At 44.3% G+C, this 15,926-nt stretch carries 13 protein-coding genes; 12 read left to right on the top strand and 1 reads right to left on the bottom strand.

The genetic code is table 11. The annotated features are described in order from the left end of the window. Positions 1-187: 187 nt before the first annotated feature. Together OGV52_RS11085 and OGV52_RS11080 are read left to right on the top strand one after the other, a co-directional pair. The gene (locus OGV52_RS11085) at positions 188-7,102 is read left to right on the top strand and encodes an autotransporter outer membrane beta-barrel domain-containing protein (protein ID WP_287108539.1); all 6,915 of its coding nucleotides are present in this window, start codon (positions 188-190) and stop codon (positions 7,100-7,102) included. A 117-nt stretch (positions 7,103-7,219) separates the two neighbouring features. Continuing rightward, entirely contained in the window at positions 7,220-8,653 is a 1,434-nt protein-coding gene (locus tag OGV52_RS11080) for an EAL domain-containing protein (protein ID WP_160312096.1), read from the top strand. A 58-nt stretch (positions 8,654-8,711) separates the two neighbouring features. On the opposite strand, the gene OGV52_RS11075 is transcribed toward OGV52_RS11080, so the two are convergent. Next, entirely contained in the window at positions 8,712-9,068 is a 357-nt protein-coding gene (locus tag OGV52_RS11075; protein ID WP_287108510.1) for a KPN_00521 family repetitive protein, read from the bottom strand. 708 nt (positions 9,069-9,776) lie between these two features. Between OGV52_RS11075 and OGV52_RS11070 the strand changes: the two genes are divergently transcribed. The 10 genes from OGV52_RS11070 (at position 9,777) to OGV52_RS11025 (ending at position 15,922) form a co-directional block, all read left to right on the top strand. Continuing rightward, the gene (locus OGV52_RS11070) at positions 9,777-10,106 is read left to right on the top strand and encodes an NIPSNAP family protein (protein WP_109463233.1); all 330 of its coding nucleotides are present in this window, start codon (positions 9,777-9,779) and stop codon (positions 10,104-10,106) included. Positions 10,107-10,399: 293 nt separating this feature from the next. Continuing rightward, a complete protein-coding gene (locus OGV52_RS11065) occupies positions 10,400-10,603 on the top strand; it encodes a helix-turn-helix transcriptional regulator (RefSeq protein WP_021535617.1) in 204 nt (67 codons plus the stop codon). Between the two features lie 186 nt (positions 10,604-10,789). Then, positions 10,790-11,104, top strand: a complete 315-nt coding sequence (locus OGV52_RS11060) for a hypothetical protein (protein WP_047740101.1) — start codon at positions 10,790-10,792, stop codon at positions 11,102-11,104. Positions 11,105-11,181: 77 nt separating this feature from the next. Then, complete coding sequence (locus tag OGV52_RS11055) at positions 11,182-11,478, top strand: hypothetical protein (protein ID WP_114647541.1); 297 nt, start codon at positions 11,182-11,184, stop codon at positions 11,476-11,478. A gap of 53 nt (positions 11,479-11,531) precedes the next feature. Next, complete coding sequence (locus tag OGV52_RS11050; RefSeq protein WP_038423401.1) at positions 11,532-11,768, top strand: hypothetical protein; 237 nt, start codon at positions 11,532-11,534, stop codon at positions 11,766-11,768. 39 nt (positions 11,769-11,807) lie between these two features. Further along, entirely contained in the window at positions 11,808-12,158 is a 351-nt protein-coding gene (locus OGV52_RS11045) for a hypothetical protein (protein WP_109463237.1), read from the top strand. A gap of 69 nt (positions 12,159-12,227) precedes the next feature. Next, positions 12,228-12,479, top strand: a complete 252-nt coding sequence (locus tag OGV52_RS11040; RefSeq protein ID WP_116327686.1) for an H-NS family histone-like protein — start codon at positions 12,228-12,230, stop codon at positions 12,477-12,479. Positions 12,480-12,795: 316 nt separating this feature from the next. Further along, on the top strand, positions 12,796-13,797 hold the full coding sequence (locus OGV52_RS11035; protein WP_116327687.1) for a nucleotidyltransferase domain-containing protein: 1,002 nt from the start codon (positions 12,796-12,798) through the stop codon (positions 13,795-13,797). Beyond that, a complete protein-coding gene (locus tag OGV52_RS11030) occupies positions 13,797-15,431 on the top strand; it encodes a ThiF family adenylyltransferase (protein WP_287108500.1) in 1,635 nt (544 codons plus the stop codon). Before OGV52_RS11035 ends, OGV52_RS11030 begins: the two co-directional genes overlap by 1 nt. Further along, complete coding sequence (locus OGV52_RS11025) at positions 15,419-15,922, top strand: Mov34/MPN/PAD-1 family protein (RefSeq protein ID WP_023302104.1); 504 nt, start codon at positions 15,419-15,421, stop codon at positions 15,920-15,922. The genes OGV52_RS11030 and OGV52_RS11025 overlap by 13 nt, the downstream gene beginning before the upstream one ends. Positions 15,923-15,926 lie beyond the last annotated feature (4 nt).

Here is a 15,926-nt window from a genome sequence, read left to right as displayed (position 1 = left end):
GTATAAATAGATTGGTTGTTGATGCGGTAATACCATTCGTCATGTACAGATCGCTCAATGTTTCAGCGGAAAAAAACTCCAGAGAAGAGGTATCTGACCGCGGGGTAACTATGAGCATCCCATAATGCTATGTGACCACGAATTTTTCCCAGGAAGGGTATTCGTGGAATTATTCGGAATGGTAATGATGAACAAGATTTTTAAAGTGGTATGGAGTGTTTCGCACTCTTGCGCGGTTGTTGTTTCTGAACTGGCAAAACGTTGTGGTGCTTCTGTGGAAACCAATAGTTCTGCTCGCATTGAATCTGGAACGCATAAATTTAATATTTCAAGAATTGCGCTAAGTATAATAGGTGCCGTACTGGCTACGCATTCAATATATGCTTTTGCCGCTGACTACGTCTTGCCTGATTACTTACCGTCGACTAACGCTAATGGCGCAGGGCAACTTGTTGTCGGTGACGGTGAAACCATGAATATTATCACCGGTACTAAAGGATATGGCAGCATCGCCTCTGGTGCATCGGGCTTTAAAACGATGACTATTCAGCAGGCAATGGATAATGGTTATATTTCGTCAGGTAGTGAAAATATAAATCTGACGCAGACGACTTTAGGTGGTCGTACCCACAGCATTCAATACGTTGACCCCATCACCGGGGCTTCGCGTACAGTCCAGGTGTATGACAGCGATAATTTTGCCTCTACCAGCGTTGGCGATCTGACGACTTATCTGGGGGTCAGCGTCGGTGATGGGCAGTATGTGAATATGAAGCTGGCGACAGTGACATCAGGCGGCACGCTTGATGTGAATGTTGGTTCAACGGAAAGCGGCTGGGCATCAAACTCGGCAAATATCTTCAATGCTGTCACCAAGGTCTCTGGAGTTTATAACGTTGAGAGCAGCGCCAGTGACACTAAAGACGCGGTACTGAATTACAACGCCAAAACCATCGTACAAAGCGGTAGCGTTGGTAATGTCGCGAAAAATACCGGTAAAGATTATAACTTTGATACCGCAACCTATAACGGCACCTTCTCCAGCGCGCTTGGCGAGTATACGGTTAATAATCTTGATGATTTAAAAAACTACAATGATGCTCTGGTGAAAGCCGTAGAGGCTGGGCAACTTTCGCCCACGGACTACGAAGCTGAGCTTCATAAAGCCTATACCACGGAACAGAAAAACATTCACTTCGACACCAATATCCCGGATGGCGATGCGGTGTTGCAGGCTGCGAATCGTGATGTGAACAGTTTTATTAAAGCTTCCGGTGCGCGCTCTGTCGTCAATATTTCTGCTGATGCCAATATTCAGGCGGTTTTTAGCGATACCTCCGTGGTGACGCTGACCGACGGAGCCACCCTCAATAACAACGGCACACTGGGGGTTGCCGCCGGTGCAGCCGGTGGTGATTATGTCGTTTCAGCGCGTGATAGCATCGTAAATAACAATGGAGTTATTGATGCGGGTACCAGTCTTGATGTGAAAAATGCGTGGGTTGGCGCCCATACCGGGATTCTCGCGACCGGGACGACAAAGGTACAGAACGACGGCGTCATCAACCTTGCCTCGCATCAGGATATCTATAACGCCTATGGCGTGCTGATGAATGACACGGCGACCTTTATTAATAACGGAGTAATGAATATTGCCACCGGAGGTGAGCCTGCGAAATCTTCCGATGGTGTCTATACCTACGGCGTGTTTGTTCAACGTAATGCAGTGGCTACTAATAATGGGACGCTCTACATCGGACGCTCTGCACAAGCGGTAAAAGATGAGGCGACCAGAGAAGTCCAGGTCACTCTTCCAGCCATTGGTATGTTTGTGAAGAGTGGAACCATCAATAACACCGGGAACATCACGATCGGAGAAAAAGTCGAGAATGCTGTTGCCATTCAGGCAAACGGCAGTGCGTCTCCTGGTGCAATCAACGTTACCCAGGACGGCGTCATTGACATCAATGGCATCGGCTCAGCGCAAAATATTGGCCTGATGGGGATTAACGGTGCAAAAGGGCTGGTAAACAGCGGCACGATTAACCTCAATGGGTACAGCGCCAGCGGTATTGAACTGCAGGGAGGGAGTCAGGCGCTTCACTCGGGCACGATAAATATCACCAATGGCAGTACCACGGATAATACATTAAAAAATATTGGTGCCTGGGTCGAAGGGACCGGGTCTCAACTCACGATGAGTGGGAGTGTGAATCTTGCTGCTGATAACGCCATTGGTCTGCACGTTCGTGACGGCGGTGTTATCGATATTACCGATACGGGCAAAGTCTCATTTACCAGTGGCAAAAACCAGATTGGCTATTTTATTTATGGTGAAGGTTCAAAAGTAAACGCCTCCTCTACCAATACGCAAGATGTCTCGACTGAAGGGTCAACATTATATCGCATAGAAGGTGGTGCGACTTTTGATGGCAGCGGGTCGTCTGGTACGACAATGACGGCATCAGGCACCGACAGCACTATTCTGCAGGTGACCGGGACGGGGAGCCATTTTGATTCCGGCTCGCAATCGCTGAGTATCACGGGTGACGGCGCGACCGGGATTCGGGTTGAAGGCGGAGCGGATGGGGTTATCACCAAAGACGCGGTGATCGTGAAACTTTCCGGTAAAGACACCACCGCCGGGATTGTGGACGGTAATTATTATGACTTGTCCGGCAATGTCGATGAAAATCAGAAAGGTGACTCAACCCTGACCAGTTACGCCACGCTGAATACCAGTAATACGGCGGATGGTGCTTTCGGCTACATCGCCCGAAACGGCGGTACGCTCAACCATAAAGGCAGCATCGACTTTGACCAGGCTGGCAGCACAGGCGTGCTGGTTTCCGGTGGTTCGTTGAATAACGACGGCGACATCAAGGTAAATGGCGTGGCGGTCAGCATCGAAGGCGCTGATTCCGTTGTGAACAACAATGCGACGGTTACCGCGACGGATGGCACCGCAGCCTATCTCGTGGGCAATGATGCGTCATTAAGTTTGACGGGTTCGGGAGAAACCAAAGCATCGGGCGACGCGCACGGTATCTTGTTGGGCGCTGGTGCGAAAGGTCTGCTGGTCGATGGAGCCATCATCACGATGGACAGTACGGGTAAAGGAAGCGCGATTGAAAACGTCGCCAACATTGCGGGTATCCAGCTAAAAGATACAACTATCAGTGTGGGGAATGGAATCGGTATTCATACCGGAGCATCCCTGGCGCAGACCAACTCCGGAACGATTAATGTTACGGGGAGCGGTACGGGGATCCTGTTTGAAAATATCGACGGCAGCGAAACGAATCAAACGCTGGATATGTCTGACTCGCGCGATCTGGTTATCAATGTTGAGCAGGCTGCGGGTAAAGGGATCGTCACCAATGCGTCAACCGACCTGAAAACGGGCGTCAGCGTTAACGTACTCGACGCTAACGGTGGTGAAGCGTTGATTGTCGGTGGTACGACCAAAAATGTTGAACAGGCTGGTGAGTTGACATCGAAATCGACCAGCCACGCGGTGGTGAATGTTAATAACGGTTCCCTGGAAACGTTTATCAATAAAGGCGTTATTAAAGCGCTGGATGCGTCGCAAAAAGCGGTAGAAATGCTCTCGGGGGCAGGCATCGCGTTTACTAACGCGGCGGGTGCCAGCATTGTTGGTCAGGTTAACCTGATGAGCGGTGATAACACCGTTACGCTGGAGTCTGGCAGTACCGCAACCGACATCAAGACGGGCAGCGGTAACGATCTGTACGTACTGAAAGATGTCAAAGAGACAGAAACCTCGCTGTTTACCAGCCTCAATGGTGGTGATGGGGAGGATACACTTCAGTTGAATAACGCACAGTACATCCTCAATCACGCCGATGCTATTACCGGCATGGAGCATATCGATCTCACTGCTGGTTCAGTATTTACCGTTAATAATGTTGATTTTGCGTTGGGTGATAACCAAAACGATGCGACCGGTACGGGTTACAACATTGATACGACCAGCACCTTGTCGCTGAATTCTGACGCTGCGCTGGCTTTTAATAGCCATCTGGCGGGAACCGGAACTGTCGCCGTTGATGCCAGCGGTAATGCGTTTGATTTTACCAGCAACAATGCGGCAGATGGATTCAACGGTACGCTGGCGCTGACGAACAGCACTTTTGAGCTGGCTGGATTAAACACTCAGGCGCTGAGCCAGGCAACATTAAATGTAGGCGAGGGGAACGTCACCCACGTGGGGTCCGGTGAGCAAAATATCGGAGGCCTGGCGTTTAACGGCGGCACCGTCAGCTTTGACGGGGTGACGCCGGGGCAGAGCAGTTCCGAAGGAACAATTCATGCTGGCGCGATGGATCTCTCCGGACGCGGAACCGTGCAGGTTGATACCGGCACGATTACGAACGATCGTCCGCTGGCTGATACCACGCTATCACTTCTTGAGCAGGACGATGCGCAGTCCCTGATTCAACTGGCAACATCTGATTCTTCCGTCACCGGCGGTGCAGGCAATCTGACGCTGACCGATAGCAATGGCAATATCATCAGCGATGGGGTTGAAGCCGGTATCAGCCAAAATGGCGAGATTGTTGCGAATGGAACCTATGATTATCGCCTCACCGGAGGGGATAACGATGATGGACTGTACATTAGCTATGGTCTGACACAAGTCGAACTGCTCGCGTCCGGAGACAATGCACTGGTCCTGGATGCGAACGGAAAAACCGGTAATGCCGCAGATCTGAGCGCTCGCGTGACTGGCAGTGGCGATCTGGCGTTTGACAGCGCCAAAGGCCAGACGGTATCGCTATCGAATATGGATAACGATTACACCGGTATCACCGATGTGCGCAGCGGCAACCTGCTGATGAAAAACGATAATGTTCTGGGACAGACCGGTGAACTACGTCTGGCCGCCGATACCGGTTTTGACATGAATGGTCATAGCCAGACTGTCGGTAAGCTGACGGCGGGGGCTGACTCACTGCTGAACATCAATGGCGGTAGCCTGACCCTGGAGCAGGGCGGAACAGCCGATGGAATATTGACCGGAAGCGGCACGCTAAACATAAATGGCGATACGCTGACCATCACCGGTGAAAACAGCACGCTGACGGCAAAAACGACCATTGCAGAAGGCGCGCGCGTGCTGATGAACACGACGCTGGGTCTCGGCACGGGTGATATTGTGGCGGCGGGAACGCTGACGATGAATAAGGCGGCAGGTGTGCTTTACAACAGCATCAGCGATGCCGGACGGATTGAACTTACCGAAAGCGATGTCGCGCTGGTGGGCAACAATAGTGCCTTTACGGGACAATTTGCTATTGATGCGGATTCCCGGCTCACCGCGTTCACCGCAGAAAATCTGGGCAGCGCAGAGGTGCACAATAGCGGTTCACTGGTGCTGGACAGTAATACCGACTGGCAGCTTAATAACGACGTTTATGGTGGCGGCGACGTGACCAAGCTGGGAGCCGGATCCATTACCGTCGGTGATAACGCCGCCTGGACGGGGAAAACGGATATTGAGCAGGGCGGCCTGGTTCTGGGTGACGGCACATCTCCCGTCACGCTTGCCAGTACCGAGGTCAACATAGCTACGGCGGGGATGCTCTCGGGTGTAGGGGGCGTCGCAGGTAATGTGAATAACGCCGGTGTGCTGCAGGTGGGTACCGGGACCGGTGACAACCTCCTGTTCACTGTAGAGGGAGACCTGGTTAACAGCGGTATCCTCGCAACCGGTGTGAATGGTCAGCAGGCCGGTAATCAACTGGTGGTCAATGGCAATTACACGGGTAATGATGGTCATCTTTCCTTAAACACCGCGCTGGGGGATGACAATTCCGTTACGGATAAGCTGGTGGTGAAAGGTGATACCAGTGGCACTACTTCTGTCAGCGTCACTAACGCCGGTGGGAAAGGTGCCGCAACGATTGATGGTATCGAAGTTATCCATGTTGATGGCGTATCGGATGGTGAGTTTATTCAGGCTGGCCGTATTGTGGCGGGGGCATATGACTACAGCCTTGGACGTGGTCAGGATGAAAACAGCGGCAACTGGTATCTGACCAGCGGTAAAACCAACCCCGATCCGCAGCCAAACCCGGATCCGGATCCCGATAAAGATCTGCGTCCGGAAGGCGGCAGCTACACGGCTAACCTGGCGGCAGCCAACAACATGTTCGTCACCCGTTTGCACGATCGTCTGGGCGAAACGCAGTATATCGATGCCCTCACCGGCGAGCAGAAAGTCACCAGCATGTGGATGCGCCACGTCGGTGGGCACAACAACTGGCGTGACGGTAGCGGCCAGTTGAAAACCCAGAGCAACCGTTACGTATTGCAACTGGGGGGCGACATTGCGCAATGGAGCCAGAGTGGGCTTGATCGCTGGCACCTTGGCGTGATGGCGGGCTACGGTAACGATCACAGCAATACCCAGTCTTCACGCACGGGCTATCGTTCAAAAGGCTCAGTGAATGGCTACAGCACCGGCGTTTATGCCACGTGGTATGCCAATGATGCGTCGCATAACGGCGCCTGGCTGGACAGCTGGGCTCAGTACAGCTGGTTTGATAACAATGTTAAAGGCGATGACCTGCAAGGCGAATCGTACAAATCGAAAGGGGTTACCGCTTCGCTGGAAATGGGATATGCCCAAAAAATGGGCGAGTTTGCCGGCAGTCACGGAACGCTGAACGAATGGTACATACAACCTCAGGCGCAGGCAGTCTGGATGGGAGTGAAGGCGAACGACCATCGTGAAAGTAACGGTACCCGTATCACCAGCAACGGTAATGGTAATGTGCAGACCAGACTGGGCCTGAAAACCTGGATTAAGAGCCATCACCAGATGGATAACGCTAAAGAGCGTGAATTCCAGCCGTTTGCCGAGCTGAACTGGCTGCACAATTCACGCGATTTCAGTACGACCATGGATGGCGTGAATGTGCGCCAGGATGGAGCGAAAAATATAGCCGAGGTAAAAGTGGGTGTGGAGGGACAGGTGAGTCCTCGTCTTAATCTGTGGGGCAATATCGGGGTTCAGGCTGGCGACAAAGGGTATAACGACAGCGCTGCGATGGTAGGTGTGAAATGGAACTTCTAAGCTGATTCTACCGGGCAAGTTCAGCCAGACTGGCGCATGTCAGTCTGGCCATTTCCTCCTGAAATAATCTCAAAAAAGCGTCCTTCGGGGCGCTCTGTTCAACAACACGAGTTAATCATGTCTGTAACCAAGAAAATCACACCCATCATGCTGGTGTTGCTTTTTCTTCTGGCCGGTGTGCTGACGTCATGGCAGCAATGGGATAGAGAGGGACAACTTGTCAGAGAACACGCGATAAATAGCCTGGTCGAAGAAATCGATACGATATTTGACGACGTAAATACACTGGCTGTGTTAGCCAGCGCACATATACAAGAGAATTGCACTGACGATCTGCTACGAAAATTGCGTCTTCTTACGGCGTCTGGCGAGAAGATTCGTTCAGTCAGTATCATCAGGAACGGTGAGTGGAACTGCTCTTCTCTTGAAGGCCGAGAATTGCCGGGGATTATTTCCAATGGAACGACTACACACTCACTGATGATTGAACAGATTTATCGGCTGAACACGGAGATGTATATAATCTATTTTCCGTTTCAGGGGCAGGTGGTGGCTGTTGCAGTATATAAAGCGGCGATCGAAAAAATTCTTATGGATTTTGCCCGTAAAGAAAAAATTGATGTGCATTTTTTATTGTATCCAGAAAAACATCCTTTCGTGCAGATGGCCTCGCAAAACTATCCTTTCTGGATTGTGACGGATTCACAGGATGGCATTGCGGATTATGTGCGGGATAATCATTATCTTCTTATTTTATTTGTGGTTCTGTCTTTGCTGTTATATTTCCACTTACGCCGGGCGCAGCGGATATCACCGATAAAAATACTGCAGCGTGCGATTAATAATGATGAATTTATTCCGTTTTATCAGCCCGTCGTTGAACTCGCTTGCGGAAAAATCGTCGGGGCTGAAGTCCTTGTTCGCTGGAATCACCCTGAGCAGGGAATTATTCCCCCTAACGAATTTATCCACACGGCTGAACATAGCGGCTTGATCAATGCGCTGACGCTGAAATTGTTGACGCAGGTAGAGGTTGATATGCGGTGCCTTAGGGCTCAGTGTGATATACCATTTCATATCGGTATTAACGTACCTCCACTTTCACTGGAGGATCATGAATTTACCGATGCCACTATCGCCTTTATTCAGCGGATGAACTTGTTTCATATTGGCGTAATGCTGGAAATCACCGAACGGCAGCAGAATCTGATCCGTGAAAGTGTTCTGAGGCGCTTGAAAGAGGCAGGCGCTGCGCTAGCCCTGGATGACTTTGGGACCGGATATTCTAACTATGCTGCGCTGCAACGCATTTCGCCGCGGTTCTTGAAAGTTGATAAGATGTTTATCGACTCACTGGGTAAAGGCGGCGTGAGTGATACTATCATCAGCAATATTGTTCACCTGTCTGAACTGGCCAGGATCCCACTGGTGGCGGAAGGAATAGAAAGTGAAGAACAAATGGAGAGGCTGCGACGGATTAACGTTAGCTTTGGGCAGGGGTATCTGTTCAGTAAACCAATACCCTTTAATGCGTTTCTACGTTTATTATAAGGATTGCTAATAATAAAAAACCGCGAAAGCGGCTTTTTATTATTGAATGGCTGGAAGATTACTCGCTGACTTTTTTCTCAACGGAGGCAGCACCTTCTTTGGTCTTATTCCAGCCTTTCTCGGTACCTTCTTTTGTTGCATTCCAACCTTTTTCACTACCTTCTTTGGTTGTATTCCAGGCTTTTTGTGAGCCTTCACTCACTTTACTGCTCAGGTCATCTTGTTTACCTTCAGCAGCATGTTTTGCTTTTAACTGTTGCTCTTCGCCCTGATTCTGCGCCTGATGCAGTTTTTCTTTTGCGGTATTGGCATTTTCGTGCGCGGCGGCTACATCATTATCAGTTGCGTGTGTCGTCGCGGCAATAACGGGAGAAGCCAGCAGAATTGCAGATAATGCGATAATTGTCTTTTTCATAATATCCTCGCTTAGCGTTATAAGTTATTAGCGTGATTAAGCATGGCACACGAACGAAGCGCTGGCTTTAGGAAAAAACTGTAAGTGCTGATGACGGTATTTATCCATTTTGTGCAGCTGTGAGCGATCAATACGGTAATTTTGTGGTGGGTCAAAAAGCCGCACTCAGTGTTAGGTTAAATAATAAGTGGTTGTCGTTATTAAGCATGGATATATTAAGTATGTGTAAGTATCCATGCGTTTAGGCCCAACGAAAACAATAGAGCTTTTCGTTGGGCCTATCAATGGGCCTAAAAGGTTCGGATTTAATTAGTTCTCTTCGGACTTCGCGGGACAAATTGAGGGCACAAAAAAGCCCGCAGGGCTTGCGCCGTGCGGGCTCTTAGGACTTCATCGGATGACTCTGGTAATCACCGATGGAGAATTTTGGTGCTGGCGTCCCTGTAACTGGTTTCTTATTTAATTGATTTGTATTGTTATTTAATGTTGATTTTCAATTGAGGGTTCTATTTGGGGTTCAATGATGAAACCATTAAACGAAGCTGCTGAATACTTGACGTCAAACTGTGCCAAAAGATAACACATCAGCAAGTTCAGCTACCAACTCGAAGTTGAACTCACATCATCCGTGTCAGCTTTTCTTCCTTTAACCAGCCGAATACGTTAGCGTCATTGAAACAGTATCTCATAGTCATTGATGGAGAAGGTATGAAGGATAGGATCGTCGAAATACTACAATACACCCTAAAAAAAGATTCTGGATCTGACTTTCATCAGATCATGCATGAAGTCAGTGTTCCACTTCATACCCGGAACGGTATTGATGTGGTTGCGTACGGAAACTCTCTCCATGATGCTGACAGCTATTACCTCATACGTGCTTTTGACAGCGAAGAACAGATGAAAAGCGTTCTTGAGGATTTCTACGCAAGTGCGGGTTGGCGCAATGGCCCACGAGAAGCAATCATCAGTCGAATTGAACTCAGTTTAAAATCAGTTCTGTCACTACCACAAAGCGGTATTGATGGATTGAGATAAAGTGAGCAAAGGGGGATGCGCTGTTAAGTGGGTATCCTCCGCAGTACAGAATTTAAACTGAATTATCATAATTAATTGATAAATAGATACATTTCTAAAATCCTTTTTTCTCTTCTAAAAATAGCACTTTTTGCTAAAGCCCTCTAAGCCCCGTCTTGTAACAGCATTCAATCTATTCCTTTCTGATTTGTACAAAAAACACTCATTTACGCAATAATTCCGAAAAAACAGGTGTTGATTGTCATAAGCGATATTCGAATAATAACCTCATCAAAACAACGACGAGGAAATATATGAACGAAAGAAAAAGATTTATCCGTTTACCTGAAGTATTAAATAGAACTGGCCTTTGTAAGGCTTGGATTTATCGCCTGATTAGTCGTAATGAATTTCCGGCCCAAGTAAAACTTGGTGAAAGAGCAATAGCATTCTTAGAGAGTGATATTGATAAGTGGATTGATGAAAAGATTTCTTTATCACGTAATAAAGTAGCATAAAAAGCAAAATCACAATGGTTTCGGTAGAGCCAGTTAGTCTATTAACCAAAAAATATAAACGTAGGAGGTCATATGTAAACACAATCGAACTTAGCATCAGCATAAAACAAAAAAATATAATCTGCTCTCAAATAATGCATGAAAATGTAGGGGGCTATACATTCAAAAAAAATAAGGAGTAACCATATGAATACTGAAGAACTAAATAACATTAAGGACTCATCGACTAAAGCTTTTACTGCTATGGCGAAGAATCTTTATATCACAGGAATACGTATATATAAAGAACAAGAAGAGCATGAGGTATTGGCAGCCATAATGTTAGATAGCAACAGAACGGAGTCATATATTTTGCATGTTAAAGAATATCTGGCAAAACGCTTTGATGAACATATGGAAGAAGCTGGTAAAAGAGAAAGACTTATCTATGTTGATATGGATAAAGTTATGTTTGAAATGAGATATGTGCATACTAAAGCATTACTTTTTAGTATGAGTTAATAATAGCATATTCGGCCCTGAAAGGGGCTAATAAAAAACAATGAATTAAATAAGCATTTAACTATGAGGGTATAAATATGTCTAAAGAAAGTATTGCTAGTAATAAATCAACTGAACTGTTCTATGACCTTGCTTGTAGGTCGTTTACAGCAAGTTGGGAGATGTTCATGGAAGTCAATGGTGATGGGGACGCAAATGATTATCTGGATGACCCAGATTTCAAGAATCTATTTATTATTTATGTTATTGACCATATTCAGAATAACTTTGAGAGATTCACAGCCCAAGAAGGAAACAGTGGCGATATTCATGAGGTTAACTTTGAACAAGTCGCTGCCATGTTAACAGGATATTCAGAAAGCTTTAGAAAGTGATGTTCAATCTTGCCCCGCAAGGGGCTAACTAAAAATATAAGAGGAAAATATAAATGACAAATAAAATATCTGTCACAGTAAGTATGTTGTGCGAAGAAACCCCTGAAGTAATGAATACTATTCAAGAACGTTTTGAAGTGTATGTTGCTATTACTGGATATTCAGTAGAAGAAATCATGGATGATAGCAACTTGCTTGACGAGTTAAATCGATTTATTAATAACGAACTAGTTAATGACTTAGGGCTGGAATATGGTTCCGTTATCATCAATATCGGTTATAACAACTGATTATTTTTACTAACTATTAACATGATAGAAGGATTGAAGATGAAAGAGATTATATTTAATGAAAGAGAAAAAGAAAAAAACGAACTTATTGCTAACATCTTACAAGGGTACTGTGATGAGATATATGCTATTTATGAAAAACATCCTGAAACAGCAATCGATATCTTGAATGGAAGTTTTCTTTCAGGCGTCATATATGATATTTTGATAACTCGTGAGATGAAGAAATACTCTATCAAAAATGATATATCTGATATCAATAGAAGAGATTTAAAAACCACAATATTATATTGGCATCAAGAACACATCATTGAACTTGTTATGCGAAACCTAAAACAGGATAAAAATCAAGATCCTATTTATTGGAAGTTAAAGTTCACAGTGATCTGATATTAAAATATGATGAATATTCCCTCGTGCAGAGGGAAATAATCCTGTAAAGAATCGGAGATAACCAATATGATTGATGAATTCCACGTTATGTATATGTATAAAAAAATCCAAGCTGAAGCGGCTACTACCGACATCAAAACACTGGAACAACTTTTGAAGAAGTTCCGTAAAGTTGTTGCTGAGCGCCGGGAAGAATACTATCGGGAGATGGGTGAGAAGAAGGCGCATAAACTCAAGATGAAAAGATTGCAAATGTTGCTTGAAAAAATGGAGAATAATCATATTTACCCAGAAGACCTCAGTTTCAAAAAAAAGTGAACCATATTAGCGACTTCAAGAATATAGTCGCTATTACGTTTCATTTGTCACTCCGCCGCCCTCTGGTTTCATTTTCGGAAGGGGTGACGACTATCCTGACACTGAGGGGATCTCCATCCTTTTCCACTTTAGGAGGATAATTGCAATAGCAAGTAAATAGTTACATTGTGAAATTATTTTTTGAACGTTAAGTACTCTACCATGAAAAAGAAGCGTTTTTAGCTAAGTGATTGAATGTTATTGCTTTTATTTTGTGGTGAAAAATTATCAAGCAATATATTATTTATACTTACTTACAAAAAAGGACATTTTAATTATGGCTACGGCACAAACACAATTTGAAAATTTTCATTCAAAAATACTCATGGGATACGATGATAATGAGTCACTACGTGACCGTCGGGATACTTTAATTCAGGAATTAAAAGATAAATTATCTTCAGATGTCCCTAATATGAAGTTCTTTCATCAAGGCAGTTATGCGCTACATACAGGGATTAACCCTCTAAATGGTAATCCAGATATTGATATTGGTATTATTTTTGAATGCGATCCTAATGATGAAGATTATCAAGACCCATTAAAATTAAAAAAAATTGTGCGAGATGCCCTGAATACCAAAAATAGAACGGTGAAAATCAAAAGACCCTGTGTAACCGTTGAATATCTTCGAGATGGTGAGCCGATTTATCATATTGATTTAGCATTATATAGTTGCGAGTATGGGGATAGTGATGGGCAAACCTTCCTTGCAAGAGGAAAAGAAACATCATCTGCAGAAGAAATTGAATGGCAAATATCTTCTGCTCGTGAGTTAACGGATGTTATTTTAAATAAATATACAGATTCCTCCCATAAAAAACAGTTCAGGAGGATAGTACGTTATTTAAAGCGTTGGAAAGATGAAAAGTTAGGACACAAGAATACACCAAGTATAGGATTGACCGTAGCAGCTTATGAGCTTTTTTCTGCAAATTTTGACTTTGTGAGTGGCAAAGCTCAAGATTTACTGGCTCTTCTATCATTGGTTAATTCTATGCTAAATAATTGGGGAGGAGATGATCGTCTACATATATATTTACCAGTAGAACCTTCTACAGACCTTTTTGAACGTATGTCCGATAATCAAATGAAGGATCTCAAGACAAAACTTGAGAAATTGTCTGCTGTATTGATTGAAGCTCGAGATCAACCTGATACTCATGAAGCATGTAAATTGCTAAAAGCACAATTTGGTGACGATTTTCCTGTGCCGGATAAAAGTGAAACTACGAAGTCATCTTCATCCAGTGTTGTTCCAGCAGGGCGTTCAGCTTAATGGTATGTAAATGTTCTTTTGAAGAGGCTGTATCATTCAGCCTCGAATCCTATGGTTGTAAACATATTAAGGTTGCAAAACAAAGTGGCTTTGTAACATCATGGTTTTTTTCTTTAGATTTTAAAAACTATTTATGGGATTTTGAGCTTATTTCAACTACGAATGATCTTTCTACACTTCCATCTTTGAGATGGATCAGGCCTCATAAGGTATGGGGATGGCCTCATATTAATTCTGCTGGAATCATATGTTTTGAGGATGGACAAGGTATTGAATTCGAGCCAAAAGATATAGCTGGAGTTATAACATGGGTCTTGGACGAGGGGACAAATCTACTTAAAAAATATTGGAATATGGGTAAAGCAAAAAGGAAGAGAGAGTTCTTTGATGAATTAGATGGTTATTTAAAAAGCATGGGGGTTCCAGAGGTATTACAGATTGATAATTATGGAAATAATGATGTAGATATAGCGTATGCTGAAGTTGAATATCCTAAAATAGGAAAGGAAAGAGGGGTCGTAAGAAGAGTTTTTAGGTCGTCGCTGAGTTACGTTCCTTCTCGGAATTCATGTGAGAAATTGGTGGTTATGACAATAAGTTATAAGAAAATACCACCAATTACTGGTCAGATTAATGAATCGTGGTGGACGAAAATTTATGACCAATTATCACAAGAACAACTCCTTTTACTTGAGGGGAAACGTTGCAGAGGTGTAATTTTTCGGGTTAAAAATAGTTACGGGTATTGCGAGTTTTTAATTCATTGGGGGCAGGGTAAATATAATAATAAACGGTGGTTGGGTAGATTGTATCGAATTCAATTTGCAAGTTGGGAATATGTAACCCAAAGGACAGGAATACCCGCTAGTCGACAGCGTATTGCGGTTGTCGGTGTTGGAGCTGTTGGTTCAAGAATTGCAGAAATGGCATTGCTTTCTGGTGCTAGTGATATATATCTTGTTGATGATGACAAGTTTTCTGCGGATAATATAGGGCGACATTTACTTGGATTGAATTCCGTTGGTAAATATAAAGTTGACGAACTAAGTATCCATTTCAAGAGTCGAATTCCGAGTGTAAACATACATCCTTTCAGAGTTCGTGCTCAGAAGTATTTTTCTCAAGACAATAATGACTATGACATTATTTTTTTAGCGACTGGAAATTCAAGTTTAGAGAAGGGGATTATACTTCGTGCTTTCAAAGAAAAATGGAATTCAGTATTAGTTTCAGTTAGTGTTGAGGCATATGGAGTTGGTGGGCAAATTATAATAATGCACACTAATATAAAAGGGTGCTTATATTGTCTTTACATCGATAATGAAACTAATACTCTTATGCCTAACCTACAGGGAGGATTCATTGAGCCGGGACAAAAAATAAGCAAGCAACTTACTGGTTGTGGAGCATTTACGCCTTTTTCTGCGCTCAATGCAAGTAAAACTGCAATGCTAGCATATGAGTATGCTGTTTCCAAAAAATATGGTTATTTACGTTGGGCGGGTAATAATGATATTGCTATGAGTGAAGGAATAATTCTTACCCCTGCATATTTTAGTATCTATAATGAAAACACTCCCTCTTTTCTCCATTCTGAACAAATAGCTAAGAAAGGGTGCCCATGTTGCGGATAATTGAAAGTGGACAGCTAATTTGGAATATTGAAGGTATTGCCACAGGATGTTTATCAAAAAAGGTTATCACGCATTTGTTGAATTTTGTCCAAAAAGGTAGATACGCACATGAATCCGGCGGAGTTTTGTTAGGATATATTGATTCAGATACAAATGGATTACTTGTTGAAAATGCAACATTTCCGGGTTCAGGAGATTGTTCTTCGCGGACTAGTTTTTATAGAAGTTCTCGACATCAAGAAGATGCTGAAAGCTGGATAAGTTTAACTAATGGAAAAGGGACACATTTGGGATTATGGCATACTCATCCTGAACTTACGCCAACTCCGTCAGACATTGATATGGCTGATTATAATAATGTAATTAAAAATGCAACTTTAAACTCTGGTTTGATTTATATAATTATCGGCACTCAAGAATTAAAAATATGGTATGGGATTAAACCCTGTCAATTAATCCCTGTAGGGACAATTTCATTGGATAAACTATAATTTT

This window comes from Citrobacter sp. Cb041 (assembly GCF_030336655.1).
GTDB lineage: Bacteria > Pseudomonadota > Gammaproteobacteria > Enterobacterales > Enterobacteriaceae > Citrobacter > Citrobacter braakii.
This window is presented reverse-complemented; position numbering and strand designations above follow the sequence as displayed.